Annotated in this window: 19 protein-coding genes; 1 reads left to right on the forward strand and 18 read right to left on the reverse strand. The window is 40.4% G+C overall.

Annotation, left to right across the window (positions count from 1 at the left end):
* Positions 1-2: 2 nt before the first annotated feature.
* Positions 3-548 (forward strand): pyruvate kinase alpha/beta domain-containing protein, encoded by a 546-nt coding sequence (locus GGQ84_RS04520; protein ID WP_429159744.1) that lies wholly within the window; start codon positions 3-5, stop codon positions 546-548.
* A gap of 40 nt (positions 549-588) precedes the next feature.
* On the opposite strand, the gene GGQ84_RS04525 is transcribed toward GGQ84_RS04520, so the two are convergent.
* The 18 genes from GGQ84_RS04525 to argC all read right to left on the reverse strand — a co-directional run bounded on the left by GGQ84_RS04525 (position 589) and on the right by argC (position 22,496).
* Complete coding sequence (locus GGQ84_RS04525) at positions 589-1,167, reverse strand: indolepyruvate oxidoreductase subunit beta (protein ID WP_429159747.1); 579 nt, start codon at positions 1,165-1,167, stop codon at positions 589-591.
* A complete protein-coding gene (gene iorA / locus GGQ84_RS04530; protein WP_429159750.1) occupies positions 1,160-2,944 on the reverse strand; it encodes an indolepyruvate ferredoxin oxidoreductase subunit alpha in 1,785 nt (594 codons plus the stop codon). Before iorA ends, GGQ84_RS04525 begins: the two co-directional genes overlap by 8 nt.
* Before the next feature lie 102 nt (positions 2,945-3,046).
* Positions 3,047-4,348: a phenylacetate--CoA ligase family protein gene (locus tag GGQ84_RS04535; RefSeq protein ID WP_429159753.1), complete on the reverse strand. Its 1,302-nt coding sequence runs from the start codon at positions 4,346-4,348 to the stop codon at positions 3,047-3,049.
* Positions 4,335-5,855: a sodium:solute symporter family transporter gene (locus GGQ84_RS04540; RefSeq protein ID WP_429159756.1), complete on the reverse strand. Its 1,521-nt coding sequence runs from the start codon at positions 5,853-5,855 to the stop codon at positions 4,335-4,337. Before GGQ84_RS04540 ends, GGQ84_RS04535 begins: the two co-directional genes overlap by 14 nt.
* A gap of 197 nt (positions 5,856-6,052) precedes the next feature.
* The gene (locus GGQ84_RS04545; RefSeq protein ID WP_429159759.1) at positions 6,053-8,101 is read right to left on the reverse strand and encodes a heterodisulfide reductase-related iron-sulfur binding cluster; all 2,049 of its coding nucleotides are present in this window, start codon (positions 8,099-8,101) and stop codon (positions 6,053-6,055) included.
* 69 nt (positions 8,102-8,170) lie between these two features.
* On the reverse strand, positions 8,171-8,605 hold the full coding sequence (locus GGQ84_RS04550) for a hypothetical protein (RefSeq protein WP_429159761.1): 435 nt from the start codon (positions 8,603-8,605) through the stop codon (positions 8,171-8,173).
* A 122-nt stretch (positions 8,606-8,727) separates the two neighbouring features.
* On the reverse strand, positions 8,728-9,771 hold the full coding sequence (selD, locus tag GGQ84_RS04555) for a selenide, water dikinase SelD (RefSeq protein ID WP_429159764.1): 1,044 nt from the start codon (positions 9,769-9,771) through the stop codon (positions 8,728-8,730).
* 21 nt (positions 9,772-9,792) lie between these two features.
* Positions 9,793-10,230: a hypothetical protein gene (locus tag GGQ84_RS04560; protein WP_429159767.1), complete on the reverse strand. Its 438-nt coding sequence runs from the start codon at positions 10,228-10,230 to the stop codon at positions 9,793-9,795.
* A gap of 61 nt (positions 10,231-10,291) precedes the next feature.
* Complete coding sequence (gene argF, locus GGQ84_RS04565; protein ID WP_429159770.1) at positions 10,292-11,230, reverse strand: ornithine carbamoyltransferase; 939 nt, start codon at positions 11,228-11,230, stop codon at positions 10,292-10,294.
* Positions 11,231-11,334: 104 nt separating this feature from the next.
* The gene (locus tag GGQ84_RS04570; RefSeq protein WP_429159773.1) at positions 11,335-11,715 is read right to left on the reverse strand and encodes a CoA-binding protein; all 381 of its coding nucleotides are present in this window, start codon (positions 11,713-11,715) and stop codon (positions 11,335-11,337) included.
* A 69-nt stretch (positions 11,716-11,784) separates the two neighbouring features.
* The gene (gene mnmL, locus GGQ84_RS04575; protein WP_429159775.1) at positions 11,785-12,741 is read right to left on the reverse strand and encodes a tRNA modification radical SAM protein MnmL/YtqA; all 957 of its coding nucleotides are present in this window, start codon (positions 12,739-12,741) and stop codon (positions 11,785-11,787) included.
* A gap of 11 nt (positions 12,742-12,752) precedes the next feature.
* Positions 12,753-13,703, reverse strand: coding sequence for a DMT family transporter (locus GGQ84_RS04580; RefSeq protein ID WP_429159778.1), 951 nt, complete (start codon positions 13,701-13,703; stop codon positions 12,753-12,755).
* 122 nt (positions 13,704-13,825) lie between these two features.
* On the reverse strand, positions 13,826-17,026 hold the full coding sequence (gene carB, locus GGQ84_RS04585) for a carbamoyl-phosphate synthase large subunit (RefSeq protein ID WP_429159781.1): 3,201 nt from the start codon (positions 17,024-17,026) through the stop codon (positions 13,826-13,828).
* Positions 17,027-17,051: 25 nt separating this feature from the next.
* Positions 17,052-18,116 (reverse strand): glutamine-hydrolyzing carbamoyl-phosphate synthase small subunit, encoded by a 1,065-nt coding sequence (gene carA / locus GGQ84_RS04590; protein ID WP_429159783.1) that lies wholly within the window; start codon positions 18,114-18,116, stop codon positions 17,052-17,054.
* Positions 18,117-18,129: 13 nt separating this feature from the next.
* Positions 18,130-19,332 (reverse strand): aspartate aminotransferase family protein, encoded by a 1,203-nt coding sequence (locus GGQ84_RS04595; protein ID WP_429159785.1) that lies wholly within the window; start codon positions 19,330-19,332, stop codon positions 18,130-18,132.
* A 16-nt stretch (positions 19,333-19,348) separates the two neighbouring features.
* The gene (argB, locus tag GGQ84_RS04600) at positions 19,349-20,200 is read right to left on the reverse strand and encodes an acetylglutamate kinase (protein ID WP_429159788.1); all 852 of its coding nucleotides are present in this window, start codon (positions 20,198-20,200) and stop codon (positions 19,349-19,351) included.
* 14 nt (positions 20,201-20,214) lie between these two features.
* Positions 20,215-21,429, reverse strand: coding sequence for a bifunctional ornithine acetyltransferase/N-acetylglutamate synthase (argJ, locus tag GGQ84_RS04605; RefSeq protein WP_429159790.1), 1,215 nt, complete (start codon positions 21,427-21,429; stop codon positions 20,215-20,217).
* 26 nt (positions 21,430-21,455) lie between these two features.
* A complete protein-coding gene (gene argC, locus GGQ84_RS04610; RefSeq protein ID WP_429159793.1) occupies positions 21,456-22,496 on the reverse strand; it encodes an N-acetyl-gamma-glutamyl-phosphate reductase in 1,041 nt (346 codons plus the stop codon).
* Positions 22,497-22,606: the final 110 nt, after the last annotated feature.

Genomic DNA, 22,606 nt, shown 5'->3' on the forward strand with positions numbered 1-22,606 from the left:
AATTGCTTTTTGAGAACAAAGGACCCGAAAATACGGATCAGGTTATTGAAGCAGTTTTAAAGCGAGCTAAAGAACTAAACATAAAACATGTAGTGCTTGCAACTAAAACAGGCGATACTGCAAAAAAGCTCTTAGGACATGATTTAGACATAACTTGCGTTACCTATCATGTGGGCTTTAAAAACCCCGGAGAAGACTTGTTACCTTTGGAGAATCGCAAGGAATTAGAAAAATTGGGAATGAAAGTCCTCACTACAACTCACTTGTTCGCTGGACTGGATAGAGCTGTAAAAAACAAGTTCAGTGGCATTTACCCAGCAGAATTAATGGCTCATACTTTGAGAATGTTTGGTCAGGGTACAAAGGTTTCTATCGAAGTAGCTGGCATGGCATTAGATGCAGGATTGATTCCTTATGGAGAAGATGTAATTGCCCTAGCCGGTTCCGGCCGCGGTGCTGATACTGCCATTGTCATTCGCCCTTCTCATTCAAATAATTTTTTTGATACCAAGATTAGAGAGATAATATGTAAACCACGGGAATTTTAAAGAGGAGGGCCGGAGCCCTCCTCTTTCGTAATCTTCTATACTATTTATAATTTATTCCACTGTGCAAAGCTTTTCTGTTCAATTCTAAGAACTTTTCAGGTACTACATCTTCCAGTACAGTCTCCCATAATGTTTTCGGTATATCCAAATAGTTAGCTAGAACACCCAAAAGAACAACATTTGCTACTTTCGCACTACCTACATCTTTAGCCATATCCAGTGCATTTACTATAACAGCATTATCTACTTCTGTAGCTATCCTTGAACTTATTTCTCCAGGGTATTCGGCTTTTCCTATAGCAACTGGACTAGGATGAATTTGTTGGCTATTTACGATTATGGTCCCCCCCTGTTTTAAATAGGGCAACCACCGCATTGCTTCAAGCTCTTCAAAGGCAACAATAACATCCGCTTCACCCATATCAACTATAGGGGAGTACACTTTATCCCCAAAGCGCACATGGGTAACAACACTTCCACCACGCTGAGCCATTCCGTGAATTTCATTCATTTTAACGTCATATCCACCAGCCACAGCTAAACGAGACAATATTTTACTTGCCAAAATTGTTCCTTGACCACCTACACCTACTAAAAGAACATTTTTTATATTATTCATTGCCTTCACCTACCTTTATAGCACCAAACTTACATACCTTAATACATAGTCCACAACCTATACATTGGGTTTCATTACACACTGTTTTCTTACCAGAAACAGCTAACCCAGGACACCCTAGTCTTATGCATTGTCTACACCCTACACAAGCATCAGCATTAATACTTATTGGATTAGTCCAACTTCCTTTATCGATTAATGCACATGCCCTCTTAGCAATAACAACTGATGGTTCTTCCGCCTCCAGTTCTTCCTTCATTATCTCCTCTAGCCCTTCTAGATCGTAGGGATCTACATTACGCACACGCTTTATTCCTACAGCTTCAACTAGTTTTACAAAGTCGATTTGAGGAGCAGGTTGCTCAGTTACGCTTTTGCCCGTTCCTGGGTGATGCTGGTGGCCAGTCATAGCTGTGGTACTGTTATCCAGTATCACCACTGTTCCAATCCCCTGATTGTAAACCATATCTATAAGCCCCGTAACACCTGAATGGAGAAAAGTTGAGTCCCCTATAACTGAAATTAGCTTTTTAGCAAAATCTTTTCCACGAGCTTTTTCCATCCCAAGAGCATTTCCTATACTAGCCCCCATACAGATACATGTATCTATACTCTCTAAAGGCGCCATAGCTCCTAGGGTATAACAACCTATATCCCCAGCCACTTTTAGTTTTAGCTTTCTGAAGACATGGTAAGCTCCTCTATGAGGACAACCAGCACACATAACAGGTGGCCTAATTGGAGCATTCCCCTCTATTTGATATCCAACTTCTTCAGTAGCTACAGCTGCTTCTGCTTGAGTCAAATCATCGCTACCAATTTTTATTTTCTCTTGTAACATTTTGGCACTTAATTCACCTACTGTGGGAAGCAACTCCTTGCCAGTAACTTTAATTCCCATAGCTTTAATCTCATTTTCAATAAAAGGCTCCAACTCTTCAGCCACATAAACCTGTTCACAGGTTTCTACAAATTTTGAAATCAAATTTTTAGGCAATGGGTAAGTCATCCCAAGCTTTAATACAGAAACTTTTTCCCCAAAAGCCTCTTTTGCATATTGATAAGAAATTCCATTAGTTATTACTCCAACCGCTTTATTTTCTGCCCACTCAATGGTATTCAATTCTGAACCTTCGGCAAACTGAGCTAGCCTCGCCTTTCTATCCTCTACCACAACATGGCGAGCTCGTCCGTAAGCAGGTACCATTACGTACTTCAACGGATCCTTTTTGTATTCTTTTAGCTCAAAGTTTTCTCGTTCGCCTAATTCTACTAGTGTTTGTGAGTGAGCAACCCTTGTTGTAATTCGAAAAATTACTGGAGTATCAAAATCTTCACTTATTTGAAAGGCCAGTTTCAACAATTCCTTTGCCTCACTGCTGTCACTAGGCTCTATTACTGGCACTTTAGCAGCTCTAGCCAGGTGTCTTGTGTCTTGTTCATTTTGAGAGCTATGCATCCCGGGGTCATCTGCACTCACTAGCACTAACCCTCCGTTTACGCCTGTGTAAGCAAATGTGAATAGTGGGTCTGCTGCAACATTAACTCCCACATGCTTCATACATACTAGTGTTCTTGCACCAGCAATAGATGCTCCGATGCCAACCTCAAGTGCTACTTTTTCATTAGGAGACCATTCAGCGTAAATGTCACTGTAAGTTGCCACATTCTCAGTTATCTCAGTACTGGGAGTACCTGGATATGCAGCGGCCACAGTTACACCAGCCTCCCAGGCACCCCTAGCTATTGCCTCATTGCCCGTTAATAATTTTTTCATCTTCACTCCTCCTAGTACTGCACTTTATCTATATAAGTGCTATTGTAATTATTATAGTTTATATAAGATGCTAATAACAATGAAAATAAGTGGTATTGTTGTCTATGATGTCTTGCGGTAGTCAAAGACTCTCTTAGCTTTCCCTGTGCTACGCTCTATTGTGCCTGGCTCAACCAGGCGTATACGAGGCCCAATTGTAAGCACCGACTGCAATTTACTAGCTATTTCACGCTCTAGATTTTCTAACTCACTAAATTTATCAGTAAACCTGTCTTCAGAAACTTCCACCGCTACTTCAAAGTCATCAAGGTAACCTTTTTTCTTGAGAGTTATTTGGTAATATGGTTCTACACCATTGATTTCCATAAGTACAGACTCAACCTGAGAGGGAAAAACATTGACCCCTCTAATGATAAGCATATCATCAGCTCTTCCGGAGATCTTTTCCATCCTCGCTGTTGTTCTCCCACAGGCACAAGGATCTTCTGTAATTTTAGTCAGGTCCTTTGTTCTAAACCTAATCACAGGAAATCCCTCTTTTGTGATCGTGGTAAACACCAACTCGCCCTGTTGATCAAATCCCAAGCTTTCACCTGTTTCTGGGTCTATTATTTCGGGAATGAAGTGATCTTCACTAATATGAAGCCCATTGTCACTATGGAAACATTCTCCAGCAACACCAGGTCCAATGATTTCACTTAATCCGTAATTATCAGTGGCTTTTATCCCCAATCTACTCTCTAGCTCTCGGCGCATTCCCTCTGTCCAGGGTTCTGCGCCAAACAAGCCTAATCTCAAATTGAGGCTCTTAGGATCTACCCCCATCTTTTCTGCCACTTCCGCAATGTACAATGCATATGAAGGAGTACTCACCAAAACTGTAGTGCCAAAGTCCTTCATTAACATAATCTGCTTTTCCGTATTGCCACTAGATGCAGGTACAACTGTAGCGCCCGCTTTTTCTAATCCGTAGTGAAGACCAAACCCTCCAGTGAACAGGCCGTAACCCAGAGCTACTTGAACCACGTCATCAGCTGTTACTCCTGCCTGAGTAACTACTCTTGCGATTAGATCAGACCATGTATCAAGATCTTTACTGGTATAGCCCACAACAACAGGTTTTCCAGTTGTTCCTGATGAGGCATGGACACGAACTATATCCTTCATGGGAACAGCAAATAATCCATAGGGGTAATGATCCCTTAAATCATTTTTTGTAGTAAAGGGTAGTTTTTCAATATCCTCTAAGCTCTTTATATCCTCTGGCTTAACTCCTACCCTATCAAAAGATTCCTTGTAGAAGGGAACATTTTCATAAACTCGCTTGACCGTCTGTTGCAACCTCTCTAATTGAACACGCTTGAGTTCTTCTCTTTTCATGCATTCAGCTTTATCCCAAATCACTTGTTACCAATCCTTTCTCGCCTTTAGCATTATCTTCATGGCTATTATCTTCGCCAAATACTTTGGCCAAATGAGCTTCTGAATAGCCTTGTGTAACCAAACTAACTGCAGGTACTACTATAAGTGGTATTAGTATTGCAGCTGATCCTATTAAAGGAATATGAGGTGAATTTACCCCAAAGTAAAAGGATAGCGTTACAGATATAGTCAACCCTGAAATCATCCCAGCAAAGGCTCCTGCCTTTGTTGTTTTTGACCAAAATAAACCGTATAGATAAGGAGCCAAAAACGAACCTGCTATAGTCCCCCAAGAAATTGCCATTAGTGAAAGAATAGGTGTAGGTGTTATCGCCAAATACAAAGAAAATCCGATAAATATAAAACATAGAACACGCATTAATAACATCAATTTATCTTTGCCAATCTTAGGCATTAGCCCACCTCGCACTATATCAATGGCTATGGCTGAGCTAGATACTAAGACTAGAGAAGCCAATGTAGACATAGATGCTGACAGTACTAACAACAATATAATTGTTGCTACAAAATCAGGCAATGCAGTTGCTATAATCTCCGGTACAATCAAGTCTGTACTAGGCTGACCGTTAACCATAGGCAGACCCTCCGGAAAGAAAAGAGGACTAAGCGAGCCTGTAAAGTACGCTCCAAAGGTCATAATTATGGCAAAAATAGTTGCCACCGTTGTTGCTATTGGAATATCTTTTTCACTTTTAATGCTGTAAAATTTTTGAACCATCTGAGGCAACGCCCATGTACCTAAACTAGTTAATACCACCAGTGACAACAATGCCAGCCACCCAGGAGGCCCAACTGGTGAAACTAATTGTGGGTTAACCTCAGCCAAACGACTCATTCCCTCAGATAATCCTCCTACTTGAGGACTGTTGATTACAAAAAATAGCATCAAAGCTACTCCAACTATCATAATTAGACCCTGAACAAAATCTGTAAGGGCAATGGCGAGATAACCTCCCATGATCAAGTAAATTGCCGTCAACGCAGTCATCATAAATAGAGCAGCTATATATGGTATGTTGAAAACCTGTTCAAAAAGGTAACTAAGCCCCATGTAGACTGAAGCCGAATAAGGAACCATAAACACAAATATAATCAATGCACTTAGAAATTTTAAGGATTTGCTGTTATATCTAGCTTGAAGAAATTCAGGCATGGTAAGAGTGTTAAGACGAACTGTCATACTTCGCGTGCGTTTCGCCAATACCTTCCAGGCCAAAAAACTCCCTATAAAGGCATTGCCAGCTACCACCCAAAGTGATGAAATACCAAAGTTCCAACCTACACTACCGGCATAGCCGATGAAAAGAACTGCAGAAAAATACGATGTTCCATATGCAAAAGCAGATACCCAGGGACCGATAGCTCGGTCACCTAAAAAAAAGTCATTAACAGTTTTGGCCTTTTTCATGGCTACATAGCCCAGACCAATCACCATTAATGCATACAAAGAAATAATCACAAACTTCATATGCTACCATCCTCCCGTAATACATTTGTTTAATAAATAACCATTCTCCGTCCTACCTACCATCCTACAATCCTACAATCCTACAAAACTTCTTATTTTTAATCATATTCGTCATGACTTCAAAAATTCCTTCTCTTCCAAAAAAAAATAAAAAAATAACCCTTAAGGTTTTACATAAACCTTAAGGGCCAAAGTGCTTATTTAGCTTCCATAGCTGTCCTTACTATTTCAGCTACATCTAATACTTTTACTTCTTCACTTACTCCTTTAGACTTAGTTCCATCATCAATCATTGTTAAACAGAATGGACATCCAGTAACAATTACATCTGGCTTAGTCTCTAAAGCTTGATCAGTTCTCACTTCATTGATTCTATCACCGATGGTCTCTTCTTCCCACATACGACCTCCACCAGCACCACAACAGAAACCTCTCTCCAGATTGCGCTCCATCTCGTTTAGCTTTGTACCCGGTATTGCTTGAATAATTTGCCGTGGCTGCTGATATACGTTATTATATCGGCCTAGATAACATGAATCGTGGTAAGTAATAGCTTTATCCATGCTGTTCTTCATTGTTATTTTACCCTGATCTATTAGTTCTTTAATAAATTCAGAGTGGTGCACCACTTCAAAGTTTCCTCCTAATTGAGGATAATCATTTTTCAGTGTATTGAAACAGTGTGGACATGCTGTAACAATTTTCTTAACACCATACTCATTCATTACTTCCACGTTGGTCTCAGCTAGCATCTGATAAAGGTACTCATTTCCTAGTCTTCGCGGAGAGTCCCCACAACAGGTTTCCTCAGCACCCATAATACTAAAGTTGACGCCAGCCTCTTGCATAATTTTCGTAAACGCTTCACTAATTTTTTGATTTCTTGCATCGAATGACCCAGCACATCCTACCCAATATAGTATGTCTGAATCCGGGTTCTCATCAAGGGTTTTCACACCTAAGTCCTTTGCCCAATCTCCTCTTGTGGCCTTACCCATACCCCAAGGGTTACCTAACTTTTCAATGTTACTTAACGCCCGCTGAGCCTCTGCTGAAACCTCTCCCTCTTCCAAGACTAAGTAACGGCGCATATCAAAAATTTTAGGTAGATGTTCAACCATTACAGGACATTGCTCCATACAGGATCGACATGTGGTACAAGAAGATATAACATCTTTATCAATTACATCGCCAATCATCTCTTTTTCTAGCACTTCTGCTCCCTCTGCGGTTGCAGCTACTTCTTCCTCTGCACCTTCACCTTCCTGTTCTGTAGAAGCCGGAGTTATAAATGGTGCCTTCTCCTTCAAGTGCTCACCAATATCCTGTACCAGCCCTTTTGGCGTCAAAGGTTTACCTGTTAAGTGGGCCGGACAATTATCTTGACATCGACCACACCTAGTACATGCTTCACTGTCATATAACTGTTTCCAAGTAAAGTCCTCAACTTTACTTACTCCATATGCCTCTAACTCCTCATCTTCAAAATCAATTGGCGTTAAAGTTCTGTCATTTTCTAAGTTTGTGAAATATTGATTTGCTGTAGATGTTATTATGTGAAGTAGTTTAGAGTAGGGTAAATAAGCAATAAATCCGAAAGCTAATATCATATGGGTCCACCAGAGGGTTTTATGTAGTGACAATAATGCTTCAGTTCCCATCATACCTCCTAGCATTCCCGCTACTACCATTCCCACAGGAGTCCAAGCTATCCAGTCTACAGGATTTGCAGCTAATCGAGCACCTTCTATCCCGAAGCCAGTTACTAAGACTGCTAAGATTAGCAACAGCCCCCAAAGGTCATCAGGTTTATTGTCTAGTCTATCGGGCTTCACTATGTACCTGCGATATAAGGCCATCAGCACTCCTATAATTGCCAACAAACCGAACAGATCCATTAATAGTGAGTACCCCAAGAAAAACTGAGTTTGCATAATTTGTATACCTAAGTACTTTTGCAACATTACTAATAGGGTTCCTATAAATAAAATTGCAAAGCCATAGAAAATCATTGCGTGCATTAACCCCGGAAAACCATCTCTTAAAATTTTCTTGTGACCTAAAGCGTTTACTAGTACTACCTTCAACCTTTCCCCCATTCGGTCGAAGCGGTCTTCCTCTCTCCCTATTTTCCAGAAATTCCACTTTTGATAAACACCGTAGGCAAAGACCCCCATGGCTATTATCATAAAAACATACAACAGATAATCGCCATCAATGTTCCAGTAAAGTTCACGCACTTCCACTTTACATACCCCCCATTTTTTAAATGTCTTAATATTCATATTAATTCTATTTCTTTAGCGATATTCCTCCTAACTATAGGTATTTTTTTCTATAAACCAACAGACCGACAGTCCAAAAATGAGTGTTGGAACCAGTAACAAAAAGCTGGTTTGCTCATCTATTGATATCTTGTTTAAATCTCCAAATATAAGTATCCCATTATTAATAAGGTGAATAAAACCACCAAAAAGCAATCCCTTTATTTTAATGTATTTCATATCAGTTAGCTTTAAAACTAAATATATAAGTACTCCTAAAAAAGCTGCATAAAAAAAATCATTAATTACAGCATTTAATAAGACTAAAAAATTTTCCAACCCCTTGCTTTCAAAATATCCCCCAGCAATGTGAATATATGTTTTGTTTATTAGCCCTAAATAATAGAGAATAAAAGCCACTACCAACTTAGCTACATTCCCAATCATACCTGCCATTGCGCCAAATATAATTATATCTTTCTTCATATCTGAAAACCTCCATTATTTAAATTGTTAATCTAATTTAAGCAGTTTGAATCTAATAATTAGTGTTAAGCAAAAGTCAATTCCCTATTCAAGAGCATAAAAAAATAGGACGCCTTTACGTCCTATTTTTTAAGAGTAATTTCTCCTTTACCCTTTTCACTTATTTCACCAATAATCGCTGCTTTACTACCTTTATCTGTGAGCTTCTCCATTAATTCTCCGCTTTTCTCAGAGGGAACAGAAATTAATAATCCACCAGATGTTTGAGCATCAGCTAGAAGAAGTCTCTCCCCTTCTTCCCATTGTCCTGGGTTAACAACCGCCTGTTCTACATAGGAAAGGTTTTTCTTTGTCCCTCCAGGGCAAACTCCCTGTTGCAGGAGCTCTCTTGTCCCCTCAATTACTGGGATTTTTTCTGGATATATATTAGCTTTAACCCCACTAGCTCTGGTCATTTCCCATAAGTGCCCCAAAAGACCAAAACCAGTAATATCTGTACAAGAATTAACCCCCACTTCCACCATGACTTGGGAAGATAATCGGTTCAGTTCTGTCATTACTCTGACAGCTTCTGCACTTAACTCCTCACTAGCCTTGCCCCTTTTAATTGCCGTAGCTATTATGCCTAACCCTAATGGCTTAGTCAGTATCAGCTTGTCGCCTACATTAGCTCCCGCATTTGTAATAACCTTATCCGGGTGGATAAATGCGGTCACTGCCATACCGTACTTAGGCTCTTGGTCACTGATAGAATGTCCACCAATAATAACAGCTCCCGCTTCCTTAACTTTGTCAGCTCCACCTGCTAGAATTTGAGCTAACTTTTCCATGGGAACTGATTTTGTGGGGAAGGCTACTATATTGAGCACAGTAGCTGGGACTGCACCCATGGCATATATATCGCTCAAGGCATTTGCAGCTGTGATTTGACCAAATACAAACGGATCATCTACCACAGGTGTAAAATAATCTACTGTCTGCACCAATGCCAAGTCTTCATTAATTTTGTAAACCCCAGCATCGTCTGCAGTACTCGTTCCCACTAGAATATTAGGATCATCAAAAGTGGGAATCTGCGTTAATACTTGTTGTAAGTCCGCCGGACTTATTTTCGCCGCTCACCCTGAGCATTGAACCATTTCTGTAAGTCGCTTTTCGCTACTCATATGACTCACCTCCATCCATGCTTACAATGAACTGCTAGGTTGTTTCTGCTCAACCTTTTTCGCCATTAATGCTATCGCCTCTGCAACAGCTTCTTCTGCTGGGCCACCAGTTACCCTTCTTTCATTGACACAAGTCTCTAAGGTAATGGTACGAAACACATCCTCTTTAAACGCCTCTGAATGAAGCTTGTATTCCGCCATGGTCAAGTCGTCCAAGCCCACTCCTTTGTGCAAACAACAGGCTACCATCTTCCCTACTATCTCATGAGCTTCTCTAAAGGTCAAGCCCTTTTTAACAAGGTAATCAGCCACGTCAGTAGCATTAGTAAACCCGCCTTTAGCCCCTCTCTCCATGTTATCACCATTTACTTTGAGAGTGCTAATCATAGGGGTAAATACCACAAGTGCTTTTTTCACCGTGTCAACGGAATCAAATAAAGGCTCTTTATCTTCTTGCATATCTTAACCAAGGTATAATAATTGACGTGTCTAGTCCGCCCTAATATGCTAGAATTATTTTTTACATTATTGCAGCCATAATCGCCTTTTGTGCATGTAGTCTATTCTCTGCTTCATCAAATATAACATTTTGATATTTCTCTAAAACCTCAGCAGTTATCTCTTCACCTCGGTGAGCAGGCAAGCAGTGAAGTACAATAGCATCTTTCTTTGCACATGCCATCAGTTCATTATTCACTTGATACGTAAGGAATTTTTCCATTCTCTCTTCTTGCTCACTTTCCTGCCCCATACTAGCCCATACATCTGTATATAATACATCCGCATCTTCCGCTGCTTCTTTTGGATTGGATATTAATTCTATTGTGCCACCATTTTCAGCGGCAATGCTCTTAGCCTCTGCTGTTATTTTTTCATCGGGAAAATATGCTTCTGGAGCCGCAATAACCACATTCATGCCCATTTTTGCCCCACCGTACATGAGAGAATGGGCCATATTATTGCCATCACCAATATAGACTAGCTTCTGACCTTCTAGTTTTCCTTTATACTCTTTTATAGTCAATAAATCCGCCAACACCTGACATGGATGTAGTAAATCTGTTAAACCATTAATAACCGGAATAGTTGCATAATGAGCTAATTCTTCCACATCAGCGTGACTAAAAGTTCTAATCATGATTCCGTCAACATATCTTGAAAAGACCCTAGCTGTATCGCAAATAGGTTCTCCTCTCCCAATCTGCAAGTCTCTACTGCTCAGAAATAACGCCTGTCCCCCCAATTGGTATATACCCACTTCAAAGGACATTCTAGTTCTAGTAGAAGGCTTTTCAAATATCATTCCCAGTGACTTTCCCTGTAGCAAATTATGCTTTTCTCCGCGCTTTTGCTTATCCTTTAAGTTAGCTGCAAAGCTCAATAAGTAATTTATTTCACCCTTGGAGTAATCTTTTAGGGATAAAAAGTCTTTACCTTTTAAATTTATGTTTTCTTGCATGGAACGCACCTCCTTTAATTTAAGTATAATTATACACTATGTTGCATAAAAACACAATAAAAAATGACCTCTTCCTAGAGGTCAAAGTACTTTTAGCTGGGATTTTATCGATATTCCTTTTTTACACACTTATCCATAACTACTTGAAGCCCAGCCTGTTCAGCTATCTGTGCAGCTTCTTGGCTTACTACTCCCTCTTGCATCCACAGAACTTTCGCCTTGCGCGCAACTGCCTCTTCAGCTATGGGAGGCACATCTTCCGACTTTCTAAATACATTTACCATATCAACTTGAACATTGTCTGGAATCTGCGCCAAGTCGGGATAAGCCTTTTTTCCTAGAACTACATCAACTCTAGGGTTTACAGGGATAATGTTAAACCCCTTCTCTTGCATGTACCTTGCCACTTGATAGCTAGGCCGCTCTGGCTTGTCTGATAAGCCTACCACAGCTATTGTCTTTATCTTTTTAAAAATCTCATCCATATTTCATCCCTCCGTTTAATGCATTATTCTCTTCTTATTTATATAATATTATATTCTATAAAAACATTTCTAGTCCTTCCACTTTAACCCTGCTCCATTTAAATAGTTGCATTTCTTACCTTGATAGGTATCCCTTTGAAAAAGCTCCTGCTCAATTAGTGAAATTATTTTCCAGCCACTAGTACTCCAGTTTGAAAAAACTGTGCTTTCCTCTGGAGCTCTACCTACAAGCCGTTGAACTGCTATTTGCGGATCTAAATACTCTAGAAAGGTTATTACCCGCTCAATGTACTCATGGCGAGATATTAACTTTAGATCCCCACGATTATAGGCTTCTTCTAAAGGTGTTCCCTTAACTATGTACAAGGAGTGGAGCTTAACCTGAGTAATCCTCAATGCCGACATGAGCTTGGCAGTCTCTACAGTATCTAGCAGGTTGTCCCCAGGAAGGTTTAGGATTAAGTGGGCACAGGTAGAAAAACCCCTTTGCCTGCAGGCTAAAGCTGCATCAATAAATTCTGCAAGTGTATGACCTCTATTCACATTGGTCAATGTGTGATAGTTAACTGTCTGTAAGCCCATTTCAATGGAAATATTAATGTTATGCTCTTGAGACAACTCTTCAAGAAAATCCAAGTACTTATTATTAACACAGTCAGGCCTTGTAGAAATCGCTATTTCCACTACATTTGACTCACATACGTCTCTCATAACTTCCTTAAACTGCTTTAATGGCAAATAGGTATTTGTGTAATTTTGGAAGTATGCTATGAATTTTTTAGCGTTATACTTTTTTGCTACAGCCTCTCTATTAATAGCTAGCTGTTCTTTTACAGGTGTACCCAAATCAAGTTTCTCAAACCCAGCTCCTTCATCTCCACAAAAGGTACAGCCACCAGTGCCCACAGACCCATCCCTATTAGGGCAGGTTAGGGGCAAATTAATTGATATTTTATATACTTTTTCTCCATACTTCTCCCTTAGGTATCTGGAATATTTGTAATACCTTTGTTCTTTGTTATTCACTGTACTCAAATCTATCTTCCTTTCTCTAGGGCAACAGGTACTTCAACTGTAGCTTGCACTTCTTCTGAAAAATAGTTAGTACCCCAGACACCCATAATTATTAGCATTCCTCCCATGCCGTGAAACCAATAAAATGGTTCGCTTAGAATCACCACTCCAGCTAATATAGCTACAATAGTAGTAAGATTTAAGAATACTGATGATTGAACTGCTTGAATCCTGGATAAAGAATAATTTAACAGGAAGAAAGCTATACCCGAAGACAAAATTCCTAAATACAAAATCCCAGTATACGCTTGGGGTTGGAAAATGGCTTTAAAGTATTCAGTTAGATCAGCACCCCCAATAATAGCTTGACCTATTCCTATCGCGTTAAACATTATAGCTCCAAACCACATCATTACAAATGTGATTTCCATTGGCTTAAATTCTTTAGAGTTATGTCTGGACAAAATATTAAAGGCTGCGCCAGCTAAAACTGCTATTAATAATATCATTATGCCCATAAAGTGACTTCCGCCAGTTTGGGCGCCTTGCATAACCACAATCAAAATAACCCCTGTTACCGACATAGCTGTAAACATCACTTGAACTTTAGTAGGATATTCTTTTAGAAAAATAGCTCCAAATATAACTACTGCAACTGGTATCACTGCTAGCATCATCCCTGCTTCACTTGAAGAGGTTAGCTTAACTCCCACTGTCTCCGCTGTAAAGTATAGAAATGGCTGGAACATAACTAATAATCCCAATTTTTTTATAGGTTTTCCCTTTAGGTCAATTTTCAGCACACCTGTGTACTTCAATCCTGTTAAAAATAAGGCTGCAGTTATAAACCTAAAACCCAAAAGCTGAAATGGATTTAGAACCTCAAGGGTTCCCTTAGTAAACATAAAGGAAAACCCAAAGATTAAGGAAACTGCTAAACACGCAATCTGAGGTAAATATCTGTTAAATGTCATTATGCTTCATCTCCAATTATTTTAATGCATAACTAACATTATAACACTTGAAGCTTTAAGAGGTCTATATTTTTTCACTATGAAAAGACTGCCTTTTTTGAAAGGCAGTCTTTTAAACCCTACTATTTAGTTAAATAATATTGTAATGAATTGCACTGAGTTTCCCGCTCTTCCCCCTTTAATACCTTGAGCAGTGCTTTTGCAGTATCAAGAGAAGTCAAACAGGGTACATTGTAATCGGCTGCTGCTCTTCGTAGCTTAAAGCCCATTCGTTCAGGGAGTTTGCCTTTAGTCGGGGTATTGAGAACTAGATTTACTTCTCCCTCTTTGATAAGTTGAATTATCTCCTCTATCCCCTTATCGTCCCCTACTGTTTTACTTACCTCCACACCGCGAGCTTTCATATAATTAGCTGTTTCAGGTGTGGCCATTATTGTAAAGCCCATCTGGACAAATTCATTTATTAAGGGCACCACTTCTTCTTTATCCTTATCAGCCATGGAAACTAGTATCTTCCCACTAGTTGCTATTTCAGTTCCTCCTGCCACCATGGCTTTAAGTAGCGCATTGCCAAAGCTTATATCTAACCCCATCACTTCTCCCGTTGATTTCATCTCAGGACCCAAGGATATGTCCACCTGTCCTAACTTCTCAAAAGAAAATACAGGTGCCTTAACTGCAATAAACGGTATTTCTGGGTATAGCCCTTCCGAATAACCCTGATCTTTTAATGTGGCTCCTAGCAAAATATTAGTTGCCACCTTCACCATAGGAATTCCGGTAACTTTGCTTATAATCGGCACCGTTCTAGAAGCTCTTGGGTTGACTTCAATTATATAAACGCTTCCTTTTTCAACTACAAACTGAATATTGAGAATCCCACGCACTTCCAAAGCCAATGCTATCTTCTTGGTATAGTCCACTATTAGTTCTTGTTCATCCATAGTTAAACCTTGAGGCGGATAAACCGCCATACTGTCTCCAGAGTGGACACCTGCTCTTTCTATGTGCTCCATAATTCCCGGGATAAGGATTTTATCCCCATCAGAAATAGCATCCACTTCAACCTCTTTACCTCGGATATACTTATCTATCAACACAGGGTGTTTAGGAGATACCTTTACTGCATTTGAGATATAATTCTCCATATCACCTTTATCAGAGACCACCTCCATGGCTCTCCCACCAATTACATAAGAGGGTCGTACTAGGACTGGGTAACCTAATTCTTCTGCAATTGCAATGGCTTCCTCTGTCTTTGTAGCAGTTCTCCCCTCAGATTGAGGTATTCCTAGTTCCCCTAGCATCTTTTCAAACCTTTTTCTGTCCTCTGCCCGATCTATGCTGTCTACACTAGTACCCAGGATTGGCACTCCATACTCGCGCAAGCCTGCTGCCAAGTTAATGGCAGTCTGACCACCAAACTGAATTATCACTCCCATGGGTTTCTCCACATCCACAATATTGAGAACATCTTCTAATACTAGTGGCTCAAAGTATAATTTATCTGAAGTGTCAAAGTCAGTACTCACAGTTTCCGGATTGTTATTGACCACAATTGATTCAACCCCCGCACTCTTCAAGGCCCACGCACTATGAACAGAGCAGTAGTCAAATTCTATTCCCTGCCCTATTCTAATCGGGCCAGAACCAAGTACTAATACTTTTCTGTTATGCGAGATAAGGCTTTCTGTACTTTGGTCATAGCAAGAATAATAATAAGGAGTGACTGCTTCAAATTCACCTGCACATGTATCTACTACTTTATATACAGGGGTAACACCCATTTCTAATCTCCAGTTTCTCACATCCCTGGCTTTAACCCCTTTAATATTAGCTATTTGCTTGTCAGAGAAGCCTAACTCCTTGGCTCTCTTTAGCAATTCTCTGCTCATTTCCTCCCTAGCTAATTCTACTTCCATCTGGACTAAGTTCTGAATTTTCATCAAGAACCATCGATCAATCTTCGTCAACTGGGCAATCTCTTGCACAGTCCACTGGCGCCTAAAGGCCTCTGCAATGCAAAATATTCTCTCATCATCAGCAAATTCAAGTTTATACTCCAATTCCATCTCTGTCCAATGAGTTGAATCAAAGGTTTTCAAGCCATAAGCTCCAATTTCTAATGATCGGATAGCTTTCATCAAACCACCCTCAAAACTCCGATCAATAGCCATCACTTCTCCAGTAGCCTTCATTTGAGTTCCCAAGAATCTATCTGCAGTTGCAAATTTATCAAAAGGCCAGCGTGGAGCTTTGACAACGATATAATCTATTGTGGGCTCAGCTGCAGCACTTGTTTTCTCAGTTATAGGATTTTTTATTTCACTTAGCGTCAACCCAATGGCTATCTTTCCTGCCATCTTAGCTATAGGGTATCCTGTAGCCTTTGACGCCAACGCACTAGATCTGCTAACTCGAGGATTAACTTCAATTACTATATACTCCATGCTCTTTGGATTTAAGGCAAACTGAATATTACAGCCTCCCTCAACCTTAAGCTCTCTAATAATGCGCAAGGAAGCATTTCTGAGCATTTGGCATTCCTTATCACTTAAGGTTTGAGTGGGAGCCACCACTATGCTGTCCCCTGTGTGGATTCCAACCGGATCAAAGTTTTCCATATTACATATTGTTATACAAGTATCCGCTGAATCCCGCATAACCTCATATTCTACTTCCTTCCAACCTGCCACACTTTGCTCCAGTAATACTTGACCAATAATACTTGCCTTAATTCCTTTACCTACTACCTCTCTGAGGCTAGCCTCGTCAGTTGCAATTCCCCCACCTGTTCCCCCTAGGGTATAAGCTGGTCGAATAATAAGGGGATACCCAGTCTTTCGGGCAAATTGGAGGGCGCTTTCTACATCACTAATAATTGCTGATTCTGGTATGGGCTCTCCTAGGTCCAGCATAGTTTGACGAAACAACTCTCTATCTTCAGCCTTCTTGATTGCGTCCACAGAAGTACCTAAGAGTTCTACATTGTATTTTTCTAAAACACCTTCTTCTACTAGCTTTATGGCTAGGTTAAGGCCTGTTTGCCCACCTAAACTAGCTAGAATTCCGTCCGGGTGCTCCTTGGCAATTACACGTTCTAGAGTTTTCACGTTTAACGGCTCAATGTATACCGCATCTGCCACATCTGCATCAGTCATTATAGTAGCAGGGTTGCTGTTTACAAGAACAACTTTGACGCCTTCCTCTCTCAGGGCTTTACACGCCTGAGTACCTGCGTAGTCAAACTCAGCAGCTTGACCTATAACAATTGGTCCCGAACCTATAACCAGCACTTTCTTTAAGTGTTCTTTTTTCGGCATCTCTTATCCCCCTAAACTTTAATAACTATTTCATCAAATCAAGGAACTCATCAAAGAGATATCTAGAATCCTCCGGTCCTGGATATGCTTCAGGATGATATTGTACAGAAAAAGCTTTATAACCCCGGTGGACTATTCCCTCAACTGTATCGTCATTTAAGTTCTTGTGTGTAACCACAACCTCTGTTCCCTGGATACTGCTCCAGTCTACTGCATAACCGTGGTTTTGAGAGGTTATGCAAACCTTACCTGTACGCAAGTCCTGGACTGGATGATTTGAACCCCTGTGACCAAACTTTAATTTATAAGTATTAGCCCCCAATGCCAGTCCCATAATCTGATGCCCTAGACAGATACCAAACATGGGCACTTTGCCCATAAGTTCCTTTACAGTTTTAATAGCATCAGGTACATCCTTGGGGTCTCCCGGGCCATTGGATAAAAATAATCCATCGGGTTTTTCTAGCATTATTTCCTCCGCAGATGTATGGCTGGGCATGATTACCAAATCAAATCCAGAGGCCTTTAGCTGGCGAATTATATTCTGTTTAACCCCTAAGTCTAAAACTACCACCTTGGGTCCATCTCCTGCTATCTGATAGGACTTTGGTGTAGTAACACTGGCTACTATTTCGGGCCCACCTAGAATTGCCTTTTTGGCTTTTTCAACAAGAACTTCTAAGGGCTCATCCCCACAGGTTATGACTCCCCCCATAGTACCACTGCTTCTAATAGCCAGAGTTAACGCTCTAGTATCTACTCCTGCAATGCCTACAATTTTGTGTCTTGTCAGATAATTATTCAATGTATCTTGACTTCGCCAATTACTGGGATCACTGCTGTGATGCTTAACTACCATTCCCCCAATCTGAGGCTTGGCAGACTCCACATCCTCATCATTAACACCGTAATTTCCTATTAAGGGATAGGTCATAACCACTATTTGACCGGTATAGGAGGGATCAGTTATTACTTCTTGGTATCCAGACATTCCAGTGTTAAATACTACTTCTCCCGCAGTCTCCCCAGCATAGCCCATGGCCTCTCCTGTAAATACCTTGCCGTTTTCTAAGACTAATACTGCTTTCAAGTCAAATCCCCCCCTAGTTGAATTTTTCTAGTAAAACTTGATACATTATGTTAACTGCTTCATCCACAACACTCTTGGAGATATTTAATGCGGGCAGTAACCTAAGTACGTTACCTGCGGCACAGTTTATTAATAGTCCTTTTTCTTGACAAGCAGTAACTATCTCCTGCCCTGAACAGCTTAACTGGATTCCCCAAATCATGCCTTTTCCACGCACCTCTTCAATTATTGAAAAGTCTGCCGCCAACTGCTTTAGTTTTGCCTCCATATACTCCCCTACTTTTGCCCCATTTTCCAAAACTCCATCCTCTAAAAGGGCATTTACGGCAGCTATCCCAGCTGCTGCAGCCAAAGGATTGCCCCCAAAGGTTGTGGCATGGTCTCCTGGCTTAAAAGCTGCTGCCACTGGGTCCTTGGCCAGAAGTGCCGACATAGGGACACCACCAGCTAAAGCCTTTGCAAGTGTCATAATATCAGGTTCAACATCAAAGTGCTCATAGGCAAACATTGTACCTGTTCGCCCCAAACCTACTTGTACTTCATCAAAAATTAATAGGGCATCATGCTGCTGGCAAAGTTTTTTTACGCCTGTTAGATATTCTTTTGTAGCAACATTTACGCCCCCTTCTCCTTGGATGGGTTCTAGCATCACTGCACAAGTTTTATCTGATATTAGGCTCTCTAATGCTTGTAAGTCGTTTAAAGGCGCATACTTAAATCCCACTGGCAACGGTTCAAACCCCTGATGAAACTTCTCTTGCCCTGTGGCAGTTAAAGTTGCTAATGTCCTACCGTGAAAAGATTTATCTAAGGTAATAATTTCATACTTCTCAGGGTCAAAGTGCTCCTTTGCATATTTTCTAGCCAATTTTATTGCACCTTCATTGGCTTCAGCTCCACTGTTAGCAAAAAACACTTTATTCATACAGGAGTTTTCCACTAGAAGTTGCGCTAAGTCTACTTGGGGCTCGATCCAATATAGATTTGAACAATGCAGTAATTTTTCACTCTGCTCTTTTATAGCAGCAGTTACTTGTTCTGGGCAGTGTCCTAAAGAGGTGACTGCAAGCCCCCCTACAAAATCAAGGTACTGATTCCCCTCTGCATCCCACAGTATAGATCCTTGGCCCTTAACTATAGCCATGGGTAGTCTCCCATATGTGTTCATAACGTACTTTTTCCCTTTATCCATAATCTGTTGGCTATTTGCACTCATAGTTTATTCTCCTTTCTTAAGGCACAACCATTGTGCCAATCCCCTCGTCCGTAAATATCTCAAGCAGAATGGAATGAGGTATGCGTCCGTCAATTATGTGGGTTTTATTGACTCCTTTACCCAAGGCCTCTACACAACACTGAACCTTAGGGATCATTCCCCCAGAAATAATTTCCTTTCGAATGTATTCTCCTACCTTGCCCACCTCTAAAGAAGAAATTAATGTGCTTTTATCATTGTAATCCAAAAAAATTCCCTCTACATCTGTTAACAATACTAATTTATCTGCTCCTAAAGCTTGAGCCAATGCACCAGCTACGTAATCTGCGTTAATATTATAGCTTTCGCCATCAGCACCTACACCTATTGGTGCTATTACCGGAATATATCCTTCCCTAATAACTGTATCTATAAGCTGAGGATCTATCTTTTCCACTTCTCCTACAAAACCCAAGTCCCCATCCTTCTTTCTAGCCTTGATAGTGGCTCCATCCTTACCACAGATACCCATGGATTTCCCCCCATTTTGGTTCAAAAGGGAAACTATTTCTTTGTTTACTTTACCAACTAAGACCATTTCCACTATTTCCATAGTTTCTTTATCAGTTACTCTTAAACCGTTGACGAATTCAGGGTTTTTATTTAAACGCTTCATCATATCTGAAATATCAGGGCCCCCTCCATGAACTAACACTGGATTCATCCCTACAAATTTCATCAAGATTACATCTTGCATCACTGCCCTCTTTAATTCACAGTCAGTCATTGCACTGCCACCGTATTTTATCACTACTGTTTTGCCCTGAAATTTTTCAATATAGGGCAAAGCTTCAATTAAAATACCAGCTTTCTGTAGCGGTGAAATCATGGCAATCCCCTCCATTAAGTACGATAACTTCCGTTTATTTTTACATAGTCATAGGATAAATCGCATCCCCAAGCAGTAGCTTTTTGGTCTCCATCCTTAAAATTCACAAAGACTTTGATATGGTCTTCCTTTAATATCTCTTTTGCTCTATCTTCATCAAATGCTAATCCCGTTCCATCTATGGCCATCGGTTCATCTCCAATGCTGATATCTACCTTTTCCGGATTAAACTTAGCTCCCGAGTAGCCTACAGCACATATAATCCGTCCCCAATTGGCATCTTCTCCAAATATAGCTGTTTTAACTAAACTAGATTTCACCACTGCCATAGCTGCTTTTTTAGCGTCCTCTTTAGTTTTAGCGTTTTTCACTTCTACTTCCAGTAGCTTTGTGGCACCCTCACCATCTCGGGCAATCTGCTTAGCCATCTCTACACAAATGTACTCAAGAGCCTCATAGAATTTTGCGTATTCAAGTGAGTCTAACGTTACTTTTTCATTATTAGCAGTTCCGTTAGCCATTATGGCTACCATATCATTAGTACTGGTATCCCCATCTACTGTTATCATATTAAAGGAATTACCTGTAGCGTCTTTAATAGCTTCCTCTAATGCAAAGGCATCTATATCTGCATCGGTTGTTATAAACCCTAACATTGTGGCCATATTGGGATGGATCATACCAGATCCCTTGCTCATGGCTCCAATCTTTACAAGCTTCCCTCCCAACTCAAACTCTATAGCTATTTCTTTTGAGTAAGTGTCTGTGGTCATTATAGCTTCAGCAGCCTTACAACTACCCTCTTTCGACAAGTTTACAGAAGCTTGCTCTATCCCCTGCTCTACCGCATCCATAGGGAGAGATACCCCAATAACACCAGTTGATGACACAATTATCTCATCTTTGGCGCAACCTAGCTTCTCTGCCGCCAAAGCAACCATCTTCTCCGCATCCTGATACCCCTTCTCACCTGTACATGCATTGGCATTCCCTGCGTTTATAACAAAGGCCCGAGCCATTTTATTTTCTTTCATATTCTTTTTCGTAACCAAAATCGGGGCAGCTTGTACTGCATTAGTTGTGTAAACACCTGCTGCTACTGCTTGTTCTTGAGAGTAAACTATAGCGAAGTCTAGTTTTTCTTTTTTTATTCCGCAGTGTACACCTGTGGCAGTAAAGCCATTAGGTGCAGTTACTCCCCCTTGAATTTTCTTAAATGATGTATTCATGTGAATCTAAATCCCCCTTTTATATGCTATAAATATCTGCTAATCATATTTAAACCTTGATCCTCTGGTAACCCCATCATAATGTTCATATTTTGAACTGCTTGCCCTGCCGCACCTTTAATCAGATTATCAATGGCAGACACTACTATTAATCTATTAGTGCGCTGGTCAACAGTTATACTTATTTGGCAATTATTAGTACCACTGACCCAATTTGTCTGAGGGTTAATTCCCTCAGGTAATACTTGAACGAACTTTTCTTCTTTGTAATACTCCTTAAAAACCTCGCCTATTTGCTCGATATTACTACTCTCGTTTAACACAGCATATGTAGTAGCCAGGATTCCCCTATTCATAGGAACTAAGTGAGGTGTGAACACTACTTTTATTTCGCTGTTTGCAAGACCTGATAACTCCTGCTCTATTTCTGGTGTATGCCGATGACTTGCTATTTTATATGCTTTAAAGCTTTCGTTCACCTCAGCAAATTGACTTCCCAAACTCAGGCTGCGTCCAGCTCCCGATACACCAGACTTGGCATCAATCACAAGCCCATCCATTTTAATCAAATTGTGTTCCACAACTGGTGCCAAAGCTAAAATAGCACTAGTAGGATAACACCCTGGATTGGCAATCAGTTTTGCAGTTTTTATTTTATCCCTATACAACTCTGGCAAGCCATATACAGCCTGCTTTAGCAAATTACTTACAGGTGGCTCACTTTGATACCACTCTCTGTAAATTTCCCCGGATCCTAATCTAAAATCAGCACCAAGGTCAATTGCCCACTTTCCTTTGGAAATAACTGCTTCAACTACATTTGCGGAAAGGCCATGGGGCAAGCATATAAAAACCACATCTGCTTTTTCAGCAACTTCCTCTATATTTTGTGGTTCACAAACTAAATCAGTTTGCCCAGATAAGCTTGGAAATACCCGATCCAACCTCTGACCACTGTAACTTCTAGATGTAGCTGCCACCAACTCTACATTAGAGTGGTGTAACAGAATTCTTATCAGTTCTATTCCAGTGTACCCAGTAGCCCCAACAACTCCTACCTTGATCATAATTTAATGCCCCCTACTTAAATGTTGTTTATAATTATACACATGTTTGTATATTAATTCAACACTTAGTTTGTTTTTATTTCAGTTTACCCCTTTAAAGTTTGTCTAAA

It is taken from the genome of Desulfitispora alkaliphila, from assembly GCF_050433185.1.
Classification (GTDB): domain Bacteria; phylum Bacillota; class Desulfitisporia; order Desulfitisporales; family Desulfitisporaceae; genus Desulfitispora; species Desulfitispora alkaliphila.